This window comes from Pseudomonas sp. Pdm06 (assembly GCF_014851795.1).
GTDB lineage: Bacteria > Pseudomonadota > Gammaproteobacteria > Pseudomonadales > Pseudomonadaceae > Aquipseudomonas > Aquipseudomonas fluorescens_AA.
This window is the reverse complement of the sequence record NZ_JACVAH010000010.1, coordinates 34,149-51,890: the sequence shown is the minus strand read 5'-3', so window position 1 is coordinate 51,890 and position 17,742 is coordinate 34,149. Positions and strand designations below refer to the sequence as shown.

The 17,742-nt window shown below is 62.2% G+C and carries 12 protein-coding genes; all 12 read right to left on the bottom strand.

Annotation, left to right across the window (positions count from 1 at the left end):
* Positions 1 to 42 precede the first annotated feature (42 nt).
* Positions 43 to 1,509: an N-acetylglucosamine-binding protein GbpA gene (gene gbpA, locus IB266_RS17205; protein WP_192261880.1), complete on the bottom strand. Its 1,467-nt coding sequence runs from the start codon at positions 1,507 to 1,509 to the stop codon at positions 43 to 45.
* Between the two features lie 353 nt (positions 1,510 to 1,862).
* Positions 1,863 to 2,930 (bottom strand): uroporphyrinogen decarboxylase, encoded by a 1,068-nt coding sequence (hemE, locus tag IB266_RS17200; protein WP_092175181.1) that lies wholly within the window; start codon positions 2,928 to 2,930, stop codon positions 1,863 to 1,865.
* A gap of 266 nt (positions 2,931 to 3,196) precedes the next feature.
* On the bottom strand, positions 3,197 to 4,615 hold the full coding sequence (locus IB266_RS17195) for an FAD-dependent oxidoreductase (protein WP_039592434.1): 1,419 nt from the start codon (positions 4,613 to 4,615) through the stop codon (positions 3,197 to 3,199).
* Positions 4,616 to 4,648: 33 nt separating this feature from the next.
* The gene (gene gltB / locus IB266_RS17190) at positions 4,649 to 9,097 is read right to left on the bottom strand and encodes a glutamate synthase large subunit (RefSeq protein WP_060739553.1); all 4,449 of its coding nucleotides are present in this window, start codon (positions 9,095 to 9,097) and stop codon (positions 4,649 to 4,651) included.
* 350 nt (positions 9,098 to 9,447) lie between these two features.
* Complete coding sequence (locus tag IB266_RS17185) at positions 9,448 to 11,025, bottom strand: AAA family ATPase (RefSeq protein ID WP_192261879.1); 1,578 nt, start codon at positions 11,023 to 11,025, stop codon at positions 9,448 to 9,450.
* Between the two features lie 10 nt (positions 11,026 to 11,035).
* Positions 11,036 to 12,136: a 3-dehydroquinate synthase gene (gene aroB / locus IB266_RS17180; RefSeq protein ID WP_046065075.1), complete on the bottom strand. Its 1,101-nt coding sequence runs from the start codon at positions 12,134 to 12,136 to the stop codon at positions 11,036 to 11,038.
* A 179-nt stretch (positions 12,137 to 12,315) separates the two neighbouring features.
* Entirely contained in the window at positions 12,316 to 12,834 is a 519-nt protein-coding gene (gene aroK / locus IB266_RS17175) for a shikimate kinase AroK (RefSeq protein ID WP_060739556.1), read from the bottom strand.
* Positions 12,835 to 12,838: 4 nt separating this feature from the next.
* Positions 12,839 to 14,926, bottom strand: a complete 2,088-nt coding sequence (gene pilQ, locus IB266_RS17170) for a type IV pilus secretin PilQ (protein WP_192261878.1) — start codon at positions 14,924 to 14,926, stop codon at positions 12,839 to 12,841.
* Entirely contained in the window at positions 14,923 to 15,471 is a 549-nt protein-coding gene (locus IB266_RS17165; RefSeq protein WP_060739558.1) for a pilus assembly protein PilP, read from the bottom strand. The genes pilQ and IB266_RS17165 overlap by 4 nt, the downstream gene beginning before the upstream one ends.
* The gene (gene pilO / locus IB266_RS17160; protein ID WP_192261877.1) at positions 15,468 to 16,091 is read right to left on the bottom strand and encodes a type 4a pilus biogenesis protein PilO; all 624 of its coding nucleotides are present in this window, start codon (positions 16,089 to 16,091) and stop codon (positions 15,468 to 15,470) included. Before pilO ends, IB266_RS17165 begins: the two co-directional genes overlap by 4 nt.
* A complete protein-coding gene (locus tag IB266_RS17155; protein WP_192261876.1) occupies positions 16,088 to 16,654 on the bottom strand; it encodes a PilN domain-containing protein in 567 nt (188 codons plus the stop codon). Before IB266_RS17155 ends, pilO begins: the two co-directional genes overlap by 4 nt.
* Entirely contained in the window at positions 16,654 to 17,718 is a 1,065-nt protein-coding gene (locus IB266_RS17150; protein WP_060739561.1) for a pilus assembly protein PilM, read from the bottom strand. The genes IB266_RS17155 and IB266_RS17150 overlap by 1 nt, the downstream gene beginning before the upstream one ends.
* Positions 17,719 to 17,742 lie beyond the last annotated feature (24 nt).

The window sequence follows — 17,742 nt, the reverse complement described above, 5'->3', positions numbered from 1 at the left end:
CAGGCAACCTTGCGAGTCGCCTGGGGCCGTGCCTGTCAGGACTTACAGCTTGTCCCAGGCGCTTTGCCACGACGCACCGACACCTGGCTCGAAACCGTTCGATGTCGGGGTGTATTGCTTGCAGTAGCCGGACGCTGGGAACGGCTTGCATTCGAAGACTTCGTCAGTCTTGGGTTGCAGCACTTTCGTGCCGGCGGTGTACTCGCTGATGCCCGCTGGGAAGATGAAGTCGTACTCGATGCCTGCGCCCTCGCCGGTCAGGGTGACCGCTTGGGTCTCCTGGCGAGTGGTACGGCCGTCTACGGTAGTCCCCACCAGCGTCAGGGTGTGCGCGCCTGGGGCGCTGCGCACGTCCAGGTTCAGGCCGGTGCTGCCTGCGCCCACGGTCTGGCTCACGACACCCACCTGCTTGTTCTTTTCATCGAACAGAGTGGCTTCGAGATTCATGCTGCGGTTGGTCTGCGCAGTGAACGCCATGCTGACCCGACCTTTGTCGAGGACGTACTCGGGCTGCAGGGAGGAAATCTCCATATTGGCGCTGGCGTCTTCGCGCATGTCCAGTTGCACTTCGTAGCGCGTCACAGCGCTTTCTTTCTGGGCATACAGGCTGTTGGCGCCCTTGACTGGCGCGATGTTGCCGTCCTCGTCCCGAACACCGGCACGAATGAGCGGATAAGCCTTGTTGAGGGCCTCGGCCAGTTTGAACGACCAGTTTTCCGCCTTGCCTTCCTCAGCGTTGTCGATGCTGATTTCCAGGCTGTACTCGGCATTTTCGCCGCTGGCGGAGAATGCCCGGGCCTTGACCTTGTCGCCCACCAGCAACGGGGTCGATGGCGCAATGCTGCCCACCGCCGACCAGCCGCCCGGCAACGCAGCTTCGGCGAGGATGTTCACATCAATCGGGTTGTAGAACGCGTTGTCCGTGTCGCCCACCGTCCAGACCGCCAGGACGACGTGATGACCTGTCTTGCTGTCGGGAATGACGCAGTTGTGCGGGGCACCTGCTACCGGGACTTGATTACCGCCATCCACCGTACAGAACGGCGTGGTGTCGAACGAGGCACGCTTGAGTACTTCGTTCGGGTTCCAACCGTCGCGGGTAATGAAATATTCATGTTTGGTCGCCGGGTGCGCTGCGGAGTATTGCCATTGGAAGACAATGTTGCGGTCCTTGATTTCAGTCAGGTGCCAGCGCGAAGCCGATTGCGCATCAAGGGCAGAAAACAGGGCACTGCCGCCGCTGGCGATCTTGCCATCGACAGGGCCTTGCAATGGTCCGCCACCGGCTCCATTCGGGAAACCCTTGAAGGTTTCGCCGGTACTCTGCGGCTCGTATTGCGCGTCGCCGCAGTGCTGGTTGACACCTCTCTGGCACAACAATGCACGAGAAGGCGGTACTTCGACGAAACCGTGGGCCAGCACACTTTGGGATGCCGCCATGGCCGACAACAGAACTAGCGAGGACGCACACCCCGTTAATACATTGCTCTTGTTGAAGTTGTTCTTCATATAAATTCCAGACTAGTCATCAAAAATGAAAGACGTATCACCGTCCTCTTGAAAGGTGCGCCAGACCGCTCAGCGCCTGCCCTTGCAAGTGCCCGGAACCTTATAGAAAGTTGAATATTTCATGTGTAGGACAAATCTCTCAACTTAGAAGGAATGATCTCTGAATCAATTTCCCCTACATAACTTGAGAAACTTCTTACGAATAGAAATAACTATCGAAAAAAAGACAAATAAACACAAACAAACACGTCAGGCATAACTACCGACTGGGTTTATGACGGATCGTTAAACACGCGAGCAATAAAAAGCCTGTCCGGAACAGGTCCGGACAGGCTGGGTGACAGAGGCCGCAATCAGACGTGATATTGCGCCGACAACTCATGCACCGCCCGCAGGAAGGCGCCGGCGTGTTCGGGGTCGACTTCCGGGGTGATGCCATGGCCGAGGTTGAACACATGCCCGCTGCCACTGCCGTAGCTGGCCAGGATGCGTCCGACTTCAGCGCGGATGGCTTCAGGCTTGGCGTAGAGCACGGTCGGGTCCATGTTGCCTTGCAGGGCGACTTTATGACCGACACGTTCGCGGGCGTTGCCAATGTCGCAGGTCCAGTCAAGGCCCAAGGCGTCGGCACCGGCCTCGGCAATGCTTTCCAGCCACAGGCCGCCGTTCTTGGTGAACAGGATCACCGGGACTTTGCGACCTTCGTGCTCGCGGATCAGGCCGCTGACGATCTTGCGCATGTAGGCCAGGGAAAATTCCTGGTATGCCGCCGCCGACAGGTTGCCGCCCCAGGTATCGAAGATCTGCACCGCTTGCGCGCCGGCCAGGATCTGACCGTTGAGGTAAGACGTGACCGACTGGGCCAGCTTGTCCAGCAACAGGTGCATGGCTTGGGGGTTGTCGTAGAGCATGGCCTTGGTCTTGCGGAAGTCCTTCGACGAACCGCCTTCGACCATGTAGGTCGCGAGCGTCCACGGGCTGCCGGAGAAACCGATCAGCGGCACGCGCCCGTTGAGTTCACGGCGAATGGTGCTGACCGCGTCCATGACGTAGCCCAGGTCCTTCTGCGGATCGGGAATCGGCAGGGCCTCGATATCGGCCAGGGTGCTGACGACTTTCTTGAAGCGCGGGCCTTCGCCGGTCTCGAAGTACAAACCCTGCCCCATGGCGTCGGGAATGGTGAGGATGTCGGAGAACAGGATCGCCGCGTCCAACTGCGGATAACGGTCCAGCGGCTGCATCGTGACTTCGCAGGCGAACTGGGGGTTCATGCACAGGCTCATGAAGTCACCGGCCTTGGCGCGGCTGGCGCGGTACTCCGGCAGATAGCGACCGGCCTGGCGCATCATCCATACGGGGGTGACGTCCACAGGTTGCTTGAGCAGGGCGCGAAGGAAACGGTCGTTCTTCAGGGCAGTCATGTCGGCATCCGGAAAAAAAGTGCGGGCATTTTCTCAGAGCGCGACGCAAAAGGCACGGCAAGAGCCGTGCCTTTTATCTATCGGGGCAATTTGTCGCGGTGCCATGCAATATTCAGCAACACCACAAAACAATTGTGGGAGCTTTTTTTGTGGGAGCAAGGCTTGCCCGCGATGAAAACACCGCGGTCTCTTGAGTACCGAGGCGCCTGGATCGCGAGCAAGCTTTGCTCCCACAAAGCTCGCCCACAGGGTTTTGTGTCGCTTGATCAGACCCCCAGGTAATCCAGAATCCCTTCCGCCGCATTGCGGCCTTCGAAGATCGCCGTCACCACCAGGTCGGAACCCCGGACCATGTCGCCACCGGCGAAGATCTTCGGGTTGCTGGTCTGGTGCTTGTACTGGCCCTGCTCCGGGGCCACGACGCGGCCCTGGCTGTCGGTCTGGATGCTGAACTGCTCGAACCACGGCGCCGGGCTCGGGCGGAAGCCGAAGGCGATGACCACGGCGTCGGCCGGGATGATCTCTTCGGAACCGGGGATCGGCTCGGGGCTGCGACGGCCGCGGGCGTCCGGTTCGCCGAGACGGGTCTCGACCACCTTCACGCCTTCGACCTTGTCTTCACCGACAATGGCGATCGGCTGGCGGTTGTAGAGGAATTTCACGCCTTCTTCCTTGGCGTTCTTCACCTCTTTGCGCGAGCCGGGCATGTTCGCTTCGTCGCGACGATAGGCGCAGGTCACCGACTTGGCGCCCTGGCGAATCGACGTGCGGTTGCAGTCCATCGCCGTGTCGCCACCGCCAAGCACCACAACCTTCTTGCCTTTCATGTCGACGAAATCTTCCGGCGACTTTTCAAAGCCCAGGTTGCGGTTGACGTTGGCGATCAGGAAATCCAGGGCGTCGTAGACTCCCGGCAAGTCCTCACCGGCAAAGCCACCCTTCATGTAGGTGTAGGTGCCCATGCCCATGAAGACCGCATCGTATTCCTCGAGCAGTTGCTCCATGGTCACGTCCTTGCCCACCTCGGTGTTCAGGCGGAACTCGATGCCCATGCCGGTGAAGACTTCGCGACGATTGCTCAGCACGGTCTTTTCCAGCTTGAACTCGGGGATGCCAAAGGTCAGCAGGCCACCGATTTCCGGGTTCTTGTCGAACACCACCGGGGTCACGCCACCGCGTACCAGCACGTCGGCACAGCCCAGGCCCGCCGGGCCGGCACCGATGATCGCCACGCGCTTGCCGGTCGGCTTGACCTTGGACATGTCCGGGCGCCAGCCCATGGCGAACGCGGTGTCGGTGATGTACTTCTCCACCGAACCGATGGTCACCGCGCCAAAACCGTCGTTGAGGGTGCAGGCACCTTCACACAGGCGATCCTGCGGGCACACCCGGCCGCAGACTTCCGGCAGGGTGTTGGTCTGGTGGGACAGCTCGGCGGCCTGGAGGATGTTGCCTTCGGCCACCAGTTTCAGCCAGTTGGGAATGAAGTTGTGCACCGGGCACTTCCATTCGCAATACGGGTTACCGCAACCCAGGCAGCGGTGGGCCTGGTCGGCCGACTGCTGGGGTTTGAAAGGCTCGTAGATTTCCACGAACTCTTTCTTGCGTTGACGCAACAGTTTCTTCTTCGGATCCTTGCGCCCGACATCGATGAACTGGAAGTCGTTATTCAGACGTTCAGCCATTGTTAAAACCTCATCAAACTCTTCAGGCGCATATCACTGCGGGTTGGCACGAGTGCTGGAAAGCAACGATTTCAGGTTGGCAGCCTTGGGCTTGACCAGCCAGAAACGACGCAAGTAGTCATCGAGGTTTTCGGCGAGTTCACGCCCCCACTCGCTGTCGGTTTCCGCGACGTACTCGTTCAGCACGTTTTGCAGGTGGCTGCGATAGGCTTCCATCGCCTCGCCGCTGATCCGCTGGATTTCCACCAGTTCGTGGTTGACCCGGTCAACGAAGGTGTTGTCCTGGTCGAGCACGTAGGCGAAACCACCGGTCATGCCAGAGCCGAAGTTATAACCGGTCTTGCCCAGCACGCAGACAAAACCACCGGTCATGTACTCGCAGCAGTGATCGCCGGTGCCTTCCACCACAGTGTGGGCCCCGGAGTTACGCACGGCAAAACGCTCGCCCGCGGTGCCGGCGGCGAACAGCTTGCCGCCCGTGGCGCCATAAAGGCAGGTGTTGCCGATGATGGCACTGTCCTGGGTCTTGTAGACGCTGCCCTTGGGCGGAACGATGACCAGCTTGCCGCCGGTCATGCCCTTGCCCACGTAGTCGTTGGCATCGCCTTCCAGGTACATGTTCAGACCACCGGCGTTCCAGACGCCGAAGCTCTGGCCTGCGGTGCCCTTGAAGCGGAAGGTCACCGGCGCCTTGGCCATGCCCTGGTTGCCGTGCTTGCGGGCGATTTCGCCGGAGATCCGCGCGCCGATGGAACGGTCGCAGTTGCAGATATCCAGGTCGAACTCGGCGCCGCTCAGGTCGTTGATCGCCGCAGCGGCCATGTCGACCATCTTCTCGGCCAGCTCGCCCTTGTCGAATGGCGGGTTGCGGTCGACCTGGCAGAACTGTGGCTTGTCCGCCGGGATCAGATCGCTGCCCAGCAATGGAGTCAGGTCCAGGTGCTGCTGCTTGGCGGTCTGGCCCTCGATCACGTCCAGCAGATCGGTACGGCCGATCAGCTCTTCAAGCGAGCGAACGCCTAGCTTGGCCAGCCACTCACGGGTCTCTTCGGCCACGTAGGTGAAGAAATTCACCACCATGTCGACGGTACCGATGTAGTGGTCCTTGCGCAGCTTGTCGTTCTGGGTCGCCACGCCGGTGGCGCAGTTGTTCAGGTGGCAGATGCGCAGGTATTTGCAGCCCAGGGCGATCATCGGCGCGGTGCCGAAGCCGAAGCTCTCGGCGCCGAGGATGGCCGCCTTGATCACGTCCAGGCCGGTTTTCAGGCCACCGTCGGTCTGCACGCGAACCTTGCCGCGCAAATCGTTGCCGCGCAGGGTCTGGTGGGTTTCGGCCAGGCCCAGCTCCCATGGCGCACCCGCGTACTTGATCGAGGTCAGCGGCGATGCGCCGGTGCCGCCGTCGTAGCCGGAGATGGTGATCAGGTCGGCATAGGCCTTGGCCACGCCGGCCGCAATGGTGCCGACACCGGCTTCCGCCACCAGCTTCACCGAGACCAGCGCCTTCGGGTTCACCTGCTTGAGGTCGAAGATCAGTTGGGACAAGTCTTCGATCGAGTAGATGTCGTGGTGCGGCGGCGGCGAGATCAGGGTCACACCGGGGACCGCATAGCGCAGCTTGGCGATCAGGCCGTTGACCTTGCCGCCGGGCAACTGGCCGCCTTCGCCAGGCTTGGCGCCTTGGGCAACCTTGATCTGCAGCACTTCAGCGTTGACCAGGTATTCCGGCGTCACACCGAAGCGGCCGGTGGCCACCTGCTTGATTTTCGAACTCTTGATGGTGCCGTAGCGCGCCGGGTCTTCGCCGCCTTCGCCGGAGTTGGAACGCGCACCGAGGCGGTTCATGGCTTCGGCCAGGGCTTCGTGGGCTTCCGGGGACAAGGCGCCCAGGGAAATACCGGCCGAATCGAAGCGCTTGAGCACCGATTCCAGCGGTTCCACTTCACTGATGTCCAGCGGCGTGTCGAGAGTCTTGACCTTGAGCAGGTCGCGGATCATCGACACCGGACGGTTGTCCACCAGCGAGGTGTATTCCTTGAACTTGCTGTAGTCGCCCTGCTGCACGGCCGCCTGCAAGGTGTTGACCACGTCCGGGTTGTAGGCGTGGTATTCGCCACCGTGGACGAACTTCAGCAGGCCGCCCTGCTGGATCGGCTTGCGCGGGCTCCAGGCTTCGGCGGCCAGGGCTTTCTGTTCGGCTTCGATGTCGACGAAACGCGCACCCTTGATGCGGCTCGGCACGCCACGGAAGCTCAGTTCGCAGACCTCTTCGGACAGGCCGATGGCCTCGAACAGTTGCGCGCCACGGTACGAGGCGATGGTCGAGATGCCCATCTTCGACAGGATCTTGAGCAGGCCCTTGGTGATGCCCTTGCGGTAGTTCTTGAACACCTCGTAGAGGTCGCCCAGTACTTCACCGGTGCGGATCAGGTCGCCCAGCACTTCATAGGCCAGGAACGGATACACCGCCGAGGCACCGAAACCGATCAGCACCGCGAAGTGATGCGGATCGCGGGCGGTGGCGGTTTCCACCAGGATGTTGGAATCGCAGCGCAGGCCTTTTTCGGTCAGGCGATGGTGCACCGCACCGGTGGCCAGCGAGGCGTGGATCGGCAGCTTGCCCGGGGCGATGTGACGGTCGCTGAGGACGATCTGGGTACGCCCGGCGCGCGCGGCTTCTTCAGCCTGATCGGCGACGTTGCGGATCGCCGCTTCCAGGCCGACGCTTTCGTCGTAGTTCAGGTCGATGACCTGGCGCGCGAAGCCCGGACGGTCGAGGTTGGTCAGCGAGCGCCACTTGGCCGGGGAAATGACCGGCGAGCTGAGGATCACCCGCGAGGCGTGTTCCGGCGACTCCTGGAAAATATTGCGCTCGGCGCCCAGGCAGATCTCCAGGGACATCACGATCGCTTCACGCAGCGGGTCGATCGGTGGGTTGGTCACCTGGGCGAACTGCTGGCGGAAATAGTCGTACGGCGTGCGCACGCGCTGCGACAGCACGGCCATCGGCGTGTCGTCGCCCATGGAGCCGACCGCCTCGTAGCCCTGCTCGCCCAGCGGCCGCAGCACCTGGTCACGTTCTTCGAACGTCACCTGGTACATCTTCATGTACTGCTTGAGCTGGTCGACGTCATAGAAAGCCGAGCCGTGGTCGTTGTCTTCCATGGTCGCCTGGATGCGCAGGGCATTCTTGCGCAGCCATTGCTTGTACGGATGACGGGACTTGAGGCGGTTGTCGATGGCGTCGGTGTCGAGGATCTGGCCGGTCTCGGTGTCCACGGCAAAGATCTGGCCCGGGCCTACGCGGCCCTTGGCGATGACGTCTTCGGGCTGGTAGTTCCAGACGCCGATTTCCGACGCCAGGGTGATGAACCCATTGGTGGTGGTGACCCAGCGCGCCGGACGCAGACCGTTACGGTCCAGCAGGCACACGGCGTAGCGACCGTCGGTCATGACGATACCGGCCGGGCCGTCCCACGGCTCCATGTGCATGGAGTTGTATTCGTAGAAGGCACGCAGGTCCGGGTCCATGGTCTCGACGTTCTGCCACGCCGGCGGCACCAGCATGCGCACGCCGCGGAACAGGTCGATGCCACCGGTCACCATCAGTTCCAGCATGTTGTCCATGCTCGAGGAGTCCGAACCCACGCGGTTGACCAGCGGGCCGAGTTCTTCGAGGTCCGGCATCAGGTCGTTGGCGAACTTGGTGCGACGGGCCACGGCCCAGTTGCGGTTGCCGGTGATGGTGTTGATCTCGCCGTTGTGGGCGAGGAAGCGGAATGGCTGGGCCAGCGGCCATTTCGGCAGGGTGTTGGTGGAGAAGCGCTGGTGGAACACGCAGATCGCGGTTTTCAGGCGCTCGTCGCTCAGGTCCGGATAGAAGGCGGTGAGGTCCGCCGGCATCATCAGGCCTTTGTAGATAATGGTCTTGTGGGAAAAGCTGCAGATGTAGTGATCGGTGTCGGCGGCGTTGGCCACGGACGAACGACGACGGGAACTGAACAGCTTGATCGACATGTCCTGGTCGCTCAGGCCTTCGCCGGCGATGAACACCTGTTCGATCTGCGGCAGGCGCTCGAGCGCCAGGCGGCCAAGGACGCTGGTGTCGATCGGCACTTTGCGCCAGCCAACCAGTTGCAGGCCGGCGGCCAGGATCTCGCGATTCATGTTTTCGCGAGCCGCCTCAGCCTTCACCGGGTCCTGGTTGAAGAACACCATGCCCACGGCGTACTGCTTGGGCAGGGTCACGCCGAACGTTTCCTGGGCTACGGCACGCAGGAACTCGTCGGGCTTTTGAATCAGCAAGCCACAACCGTCGCCGGTCTTGCCGTCGGCGTTGATCCCACCGCGGTGGGTCATGCAGGTCAGGGCCTCAATGGCCGTTTGCAAAAGGGTATGGCTGGGCTCGCCCTGCATATGAGCTATCAGGCCGAAACCGCAGTTATCCTTGAATTCATCTGGTTGGTACAGACCTGCTTTCATAGACACTTTCTCACCAGGCTGCCTCTAATCGAGGCAAATTTCTTTTCAATTCAACCGGTTGCATGCCGCGCCGAACGTACGCCAGCTTTGCGGGGGCAAAAGGGAGGTCATTGTACACACCGACACAGAGGCTCACAAATTTGACGACGAACTGTCGCAAATCCATGTCGCATTTGTGAAAGGTTTAAAGCTATACGCTGTGCTAGTCAAAACTTTTTTGGGTTTGACCGCTACGACTCAAACGCTACTGTGACGCAGACACCACAAGGCGCGCGGCCTGAAAGGTCGCCCGCCCTTGCGGAAATTTTGAGGTTGCCGGGAGAGGCGGCCTGGGTAAGGCCGCCGAATCTTCAGCGAGTTGCTGCCAGTTCCTGTTGGACGCTGGCGACAGTGCGAGGCCAAGGTTTACCAGCCTGAACCTTCGCTGGCAAGGCCTTGATGGCGGAAACAGCCGCATCACGGTTGGCAAAGCTGCCGTAGGTGATGACATACAGCGGCTTGCCGTTGAGCACTTTCTTGAAATAACGGTACTCGCCACCCTGCTCCTTGACGAAGTTCTGCGCCGCGGCTTCGGAACTGGTGCCGAGGATCTGCACCACGTAGTTGCCCGGCGCCTGGCCGGCGTACCAGCTACCGCCCGCGGCCTTGGCTGGGGCAGCAGCAGGCTTGGCCGCCGGTGCTGCTGGCGCCGCTGGTTTGGCCGCTGGCGCCGGAACCGGCTTGGCGGTGGCCACCTGGGTCGGGGCCGGGGTCGGCTTGGCGGTCGGGGCAGGCGTTGGCGCCGGGCCAGCCGGCACGCCCGCAGGCGGCGCGGTGGTGGTCACGGTCGGCGGCGTGTCGCTGCTGTCGTCGATCGGTGGCGCTGCGCCGTCGTCGCCTTCGGTGATACCGCCGGCCGCTTCGGCCAGCGGGCCGCGCATGACCGGCTGCGACTGGCCGACCAGCGGCAGCGGCATCGGTTGGGTGTTACCGGCGAATTCCACGGCCGGCGCGCCACCGTTGGGTTGCGGCGTACCTTGGCCGAGGGGCAGTTGCGCCTGTTCGTTGGCAGGGGCACCCGTGGCAGGTGCCTTGGTGCGACCCGGCATCAGCCAGGCGGCGGCAACCGCGACCACGACGACGGCGGAAATTGCCAATACGTGTTTCTTCGGCATGTTGAACCCCATACTTGGACGCTTCACCGCTGAGCGGCTGGCAATCATGACTTCGATCAGAGCATCGCGGGCAACCTGGTTGATGTTGCCAGGCCAACCGTCGGAGCTTTCGTGAATCTCAGAGATCTGATCGGCGGTGAAAAGTTCGATACCCCGGCCCGCGCCCTCAAGACGCTGGGCCAGGTATTCGCGCGTTTCTTCCTCGGTGTAGGGCGCCAGCTCGATGACGTGGAAGCGCTCTTCCTCGAGGTTCAATTGGTCCAGGTCGGCGATCAGCGACGACTCGCCGAACAGGAACACGTGAGGCCGGCCCTCCGGCGCACCGGCCGCCAAGGCCAGCAGGGCTTCGAGGGCCGACTCGTCGAGTTGCTCGGCATCGTCCACCAGCAGATAGACTTCCTGCCCGGTCAGCGCCAGTTGCACGATCTGATCGAGGATTGCACCGATTTCGGCCTGGGCGACGTTCAGCGCCTGGGCCACCTGGCGCAACACACCGGCGGCATCGCCGGCGCCACGGGCCGACACCACCACGCTTTGCACAGACTGTTTGTTGGTACTGGCCACCAGGGCCTGGCGCAGCAAGGTCTTGCCGCTGCCCTGGGGACCGGTGACCACCAACAGCAACTGGCTGTAGCGCGCCAGGTGATGCAACTGGCCCAGCACCGGCTTGCGCTGGGCGGGGAAGAACTTGAAGCCCGGGACCCGTGGGGCAAAAGGGTCATGACTCAATTGGAAATGGCCGAGGAAAGCCTCGTCGGCATGCAAACTAGTCATCGGAATCTTATTAACCTTTAAGCTGAGCCAGGGCGCGGTAGTCCGCTCCCAGCGTGGCCTGTAGAACTTCTTTCGGATAATCGTCGGTCACCACCGCTTCGCCCATGTGGCGCAGCAGCACCAGGCGCAGACGACCGTCGATCACTTTTTTGTCGATTGCCATGTGTTCAAGAAAATCCGCCTCGCTCATTTCCTCGGGCGGAACCACCGGCAGCCCGGCGCGCTGGAACAGACGAATACCGCGATCGCGTTCCTGTTCGCTGATCCAGCCCAGGCGCGCGGACATCTCCAGGGCCATGACCGTACCGGCCGCAACCGCTTCACCGTGCAGCCAGACACCATAGCCCATGTGAGTTTCGATGGCATGGCCGAAGGTGTGACCCAGGTTGAGCGTGGCGCGCACCCCCGATTCACGCTCATCGGCACCGACCACGGCGGCCTTGGCGGCGCAGGAGCGCTCGATGGCGTAGGTCAGGGCCGCTTGATCCAGCGCACGCAGGCGGTCGACGTTCTCTTCGAGCCAGCCCAGGAACGGTTCGTCGCAGATCAGCCCGTACTTGATGACTTCCGCCAGCCCCGCAGACAGTTCGCGGGCCGGCAGGGTATTGAGGGTGGCGGTGTCGATCAGCACCACATTGGGCTGATAGAACGCACCGACCATGTTCTTGCCCAGCGGATGGTTGATCCCGGTCTTGCCGCCCACCGACGAGTCGACCTGCGACAACAGCGTGGTGGGGATCTGGATGAAGTCGACGCCGCGCTGATAACAAGCAGCGGCAAAACCGGCCATGTCGCCGATCACGCCACCGCCCAGCGCAACCACCGTGGTGCGGCGATCATGCCGTGCGGTCAGCAGGCCGTCGAAAATGAGTTGCAGGGTTTCCCAGTTCTTGAAGGCTTCGCCGTCGGGCAACACCACGGAAATGACCGAGAAAGCCGACAGGCTGCGGGTCAGACGTTCCAGATACAGAGGCGCGACGGTTTCATTGGAAATGATCGCCACTTGCCGCCCGGCGATATGCGGCGCCAGCAGTTCAGGCTGGTCCAGCAAGCCTTCGCCAATATGAATCGGGTAGCTGCGCTCGCCCAGGTCGACCTTAAGTGTCTGCATGTGTCCCCACAGTGAAGATGGAATCAGGCGTCCTGCCTGCAATTAACGAAAGAGCCCAACGGGGATAAATCCCCTCGCCACAGGTCCCGGTGCTTGCCATGACACCACGGGATGGCCATCCGCCACGCCCCAGGCGGGCCATGACGGGACGTCGAGGATAGCGCATTTCGCCAGGCGCATTAACGGGGCGGCAGTTGCTGCAGACGGTCGAGAATGTCCAGCACCACCATCCGCGGCGGCCGCTCGTCGGTTTCCACCACCAGGTCGGCGATCTCCCGGTACAGCGGATCACGCAGTTCCAGCAGGTCCCGCAGGGTCTTGGCGGGGTCGGCGGTGCGCAACAGCGGCCGGTTGCGATCCCGGGCGGTGCGGCCGACCTGCTGCTCGACAGAGGCGTGCAGATAGACCACTCGTCCGCCGGCATGCAGCGCCCGACGATTGGCTTCGCGCATCACCGCACCGCCGCCGGTGGCCAACACCACGCCCTCGAACGCGCACAACTCGGCGATCATCGCCTGCTCACGGTCACGAAAGCCCGGCTCGCCTTCCTTATCGAAGATCCATGGGATATTGGCACCCGTGCGCAATTCAATTTCCTTGTCGGAATCTTTGAACGGCAGGCGCAGCTCTTTGGCCAGCAAACGGCCGATGGTGCTTTTTCCAGCGCCCATCGGCCCAACAAGAATCAAATTTCGCACAGAATCAACGACTCACAGCAATCGCCTGGTTATTCATGATACGCGGAGTGAGGAACACCAGCAGCTCGGATTTTTTCTCCGAAACCACATCACGCCGGAAAAGGCGGCCAAGATACGGCACATCGCCAAGAAATGGCACCTTATCTACGACCTTGCTCTGAGTATTTGAGAAAACTCCGCCAATCACAATGGTCTCGCCATCATTGACCAGGACCTTGGCGTTGACTTCGTTTTTCTTGATCGGCGGTACTTCCTGCACCTTGTTCAGGTAGTCCGGCTCATCCTTGGTGACCTTGACCTCCATGATGATGCGGTTGTCCGGGGTGATTTGCGGGGTCACCTCCAGCGACAGCGAGGCCTCCTTGAACGACACCGAGGTGGCGCCGCTGGAACTGGCTTCCTGGTAGGGGATTTCCGTGCCCTTGAGGATCTTTGCCGTCTCCTTGTCGGACGTCACCACCTTGGGCTGGGAGACGATTTCGCCGTTGCCGGTTTTTTCCATGGCCGTCAGCTCAAGGTCCAGCAAGACGTTGTCGGTGATGAACGCAATGCCGATCCCCGACGTATTGCCCGAGGCCCCCAGGTCGACGAACGGCTGGTTGGTGCCGGTACTGCCCGGCGTGCCGATGGTGGTGGAGGTGCCAGTGGTCACCCCCGAGGAGTTCCAGTTGCCCTTGTTCTGGATCGACCCTCCCCAGCGCACGCCCAGGCTTTTGTCGTAGTCGACGTTGGCTTCGACAATCCGCGCCTCGATCATCACCTGGCGCACCGGAATATCCAGCTGCGCCACGATCCGGCGCAGTTCGTCGAGCCGGTCCTGGGTCTGGTAGGCAATGATGTTGTTGGTTCGCTCATCCACCGTGATCGTGCCGCGCTCGTCGGCTTTGGCCTCGGCACTGGTCACCGACTGGAACAGCTTGGCGATGTCCGCCGCCTTCGCATAGTTGACCTGCAGCAGCTCACGCCGCAGCGGCGCCAGGTCGGCGATCTGCTTCTGTGACTCCAGCTCCTGGCGTTCGCGCGCGGCGATTTCATCGGCCGGGGCCACCAGCAGCACGTTACCGACCTTGCGCTTGTCCAGGCCCTTGGTCTTGAGCACCAGGTCCAGCGCCTGGTCCCAAGGCACATTCTGCAACCGCAGGGTGATGCCGCCCTGCACCGTGTCGCTGGCCACCAGGTTCAGGTTGGTGAAATCGGCAATCAGTTGCAGGACCGAACGTACTTCAATGTCCTGGAAGTTGAGCGAGAGCTTCTCGCCGCTGTAGGCCGCGCGGTCGGCATTGCGTTTTTGCAGGTCGTCGACGGTCATGGGCCGGACGCTGACGGTGAGCTTGTTGTCGGTCTGGTAGGTCGAGTAGTCGAAGGTGCCACTGGGCTCGATGCTGATGGTCGCCCGGTCGCTGCCGGCGCTGGCATTGACGAATTGCACCGGGGTGGCGAAGTCCTTGACGTCCAGGCGCACCCGCAATGGTTCGGGCAATTGGGTCCTGGCGAAATTGAGGATGATCTTGCCTTCGCGCTCCTGGATGTCCGGGGCGATGGAAGGATCGGACAAATCGATCACCACGTTGCCTTCGCCCTGGGTCCCCCGCTGGAAATCCACCCCACGAATCGCCTTGCCCACCGGTGCACTGGCCCTCACGGGCGCAGCGCTGGCCAGCGCCGGGCGCGGGGCCTGGGCGGCGCTCTTCCCAGCAGTGTTCTTCGCAGCGGCGCCCTTGCCAACCACCACGAACAGGCTATTGCCTTCGACCCGGGTGTCGTACGGTGCCAGTTGGGTCAGGCCGATGATCAACCGGGTGCGATCGCCTGCCTCGACCACGGTGGCGCTGCGCGCATTGCCCCCGCCCAGGTCGCGGCGCTTGCTGGCCAGTTGATTGGTCACGCCTGGCAGGTCCAGGGCAATCCGGGCCGGTTGTTCGGTGGTGTAGCCCCGGGGGGGCGGCGGCGGCTCGTCGAAGGTGAGCTTCAACTCGACGCGGTCGCCCGGCAACGCCGCGACATCCAGCGTCTTCAGACTGGCCGCGTGAACCATCGGCGACAACAGCGCTATCCATAGCGAAATACCGAAGGCTGACAAAAACCTGTTCATTGTTGGGGTTCCACTATTGAGTGCTCTTTCAAAGGAATGGTCCGAGGTCGTTCCAGCCAGGCACCCTCGCCATCGGGAACGATTTCGATCACATCGACCTGGGTGGCGCCGATGGCGAAGATTCGCCCGTCGTTGCGCCCCAGATAGTCACCGACCTTGAGCCGATGCACCCCGCCCGCGCCCCGCAGGAGTGCGAAGGAGCCACTGGCGTTGGAGATCGTACCGACCATTTCAAACTGCTCGATGTTGAAGCCTTCCAGGTATTGCTTGACCCGGTTGGGGTCGGGCCGGACGTTGTGCGAGCCGCGCTGCCGGTCGGCCTGGTCCACGCGGACCTGCCGGGAAAACGGGCTGCGCAGGTTCGCGGCGCTGTAGGTAAAGGTCTCGTAGGGCCTGAACGTCGGCGTCGGCTCGATTTTGCCGGGCGGACGCAGGCGCACTTCGTTCATGTAAGCGTCCAGGTCGCTGAAGCCGTTGTCGTCGTTGCAACCCGCCAGCGCAACCAGGCCCGCCAGCAGGCAGAGGCGACACACCAGCGGCCTCATGGCTGCGCCTCCTGCTCGTTGTAGCGGTAGGTCTTGGCCTGGATGCTCATGCGCAGCTTCGTGCCGGCCTCGGGCTCCATCGGGGCGATTTCGAAATCGTGCAGCGTGACGATCCGGGGCAGTCCGGCCACCCCACTGACGAATGTCGCCAGGTCATGGTAGTCGCCGGTCACGGTGATCTGGATCGGCAGCTCGATGTAGAACGGTTGGGTGACTTCCGGCAGCAGCTTGATTTCCTCGAACTCCAGGCCGCTGCCCAGGCCGGTGCGGGTAATGTCTTCCAGCAGGCCCGGCACTTCGGTATCGCTGGGCAATTGCCGCAACAGTACACCGAAAGACGTTTCCATCTGCTTCATCTGCTCGGTGTAGCGTTCCAGGTTCGCGGCCATGTGGGCCTTGCCCGCGAATTGTGCCTTGAGGGTATTTTCTTCCTCGCGCACCTGCTGCAACTGGTTTTCCAGGTCGCTCAAGGCAAAGTTATAGCCCAGCCCCAGCACCATGGCCACCAGCAGGATGCCCGCCAGCCATTTGATGGGCGCAGGCCAGGAACCGATGTTGTTGGTGTCCAGGTCACTGACGTCGATCTTGCGCAACGCGTCGAGCCATTCCCCCGGCCTCATTGGGCGTCCCCCTCATCGGCCGGCCGGGTCTGGCGAACCGTCAGCTGGAAAACGTTGGCCTGGTCGAGCTGACCGGCGGTGGTGGCCTTGACCTCCGTCAGACTGGGCGCATCGAACAGGTCCGACGAATCCAGGTTGCGCATCAGGTCCGAGACCCGGTTGTTCGATTCCGCGGCCCCCTTGATGAAGAGCGTCCGGTCCTCCATCTTCACTTCGGTGAAATACACCCCGTCCGGCAAAGTCCTCACCAACTGGTCGAAGATGCGCCCGCTGACCGGTCGATTCCCTTGCAAGTCCTGGATGATGCGCATGCGCTCCAGCAATTGCTGGCGACGGGCTTTCAATTCGCTGATCTGCTTGATGCGCTCGTCCAGCACGGCGATCTGCTCGGAGAGGTGGCTATTGCGGGCGACCTGGTGGTCGATGGCGCTGTCGATGTAACGGACGGCGACCATAACAACGCCGACCGCCCCGACCAGCGCCGCCACCAAGGCCAGCAGAAAGCGCTTGCGCCGCTCTTCGCGCAGCTCTTCGCGCCAGGGAAGCAGGTTGATCCGCGCCATCAGTCGAAACTCCTGAGGGCCAGCCCACAGGCAATCATCAGTGCCGGTGCATCACTGGCCAGGGCACCGGCATTGACCTTGCTGCTCAGGGCCATGTTGGTAAACGGGTTGGCCACCTGGGTCGGCGTGCCCAGGCGCTGCTCGATCAGCCGATCCAGGCCAGCGACCGAAGCCGTGCCCCCTGCCAGCAGAATGTGGTCCACCGCACTGTACTGGCCCGAGGCGAAGAAGAATTGCAGGGACCGCGAGACCTGCTGAACCAGGGCCTCGCGAAAAGGTTGCAGCACCTCGCTGAGATAATCGTCCGGCAACCCACCCTGCTTCTTTGCCAGGCCGGCCTGCTCGGGTGTCAGGCCGTAGCGGCGCTGGATCTCCTCGGTCAACTGGCGACCACCGAACAACTGTTCGCGGGTATAGATGATGCGCCCGTTGTGCAACACGCTGAGGGTGGTCATGGTGGCGCCGATGTCGATGACCGCCACCGTCAGCCGTTCCTGGGACGCGGCCAATTGCGTGGCGAGCAGGCCAAACGCTCGCTCCAGCGCATAAGCCTCCACATCGACCACCCGGGCCGTCAGCCCGGCGAGCGCCAACGCGGCCTCGCGAACCTCGACGTTTTCCTTGCGACAGGCCGCCAGCAGCACTTCGACGCGCTCGGCACTGCGCGGCGAAACGCCCACCACCTCGAAATCAATGGCCACCTCATCCAGTGGATAGGGAATGTACTGATCGGCTTCGATCTTGAGCTGGTTCTCCATGTCGTCATCGGACAGGCCCGCGTCCATCTCGATGATCTTGGTGATCACCGCCGAACCCGCCACGGCCACCGCCACGCTGCGCAAGGGCGTCTTGGCCTTGGCCAACAGCCGCGACAACGCCTGGCCCACCCCTTCGAGCTCGGCGATGTTCTTCTCGATCACGGCGTTGGCCGGCAACGGTTCGACCGCGTAGGACTCGACGCGGTATCGCTCGCCCTGGCGACTCAACTCGAGCAGCTTCACCGACGTCGAACTGATGTCGATCCCCAGAAGCGCATGGGCTTTTTTATTGAAGAGTCGTAGCACTACCAATTCCCTATGACTATCCGT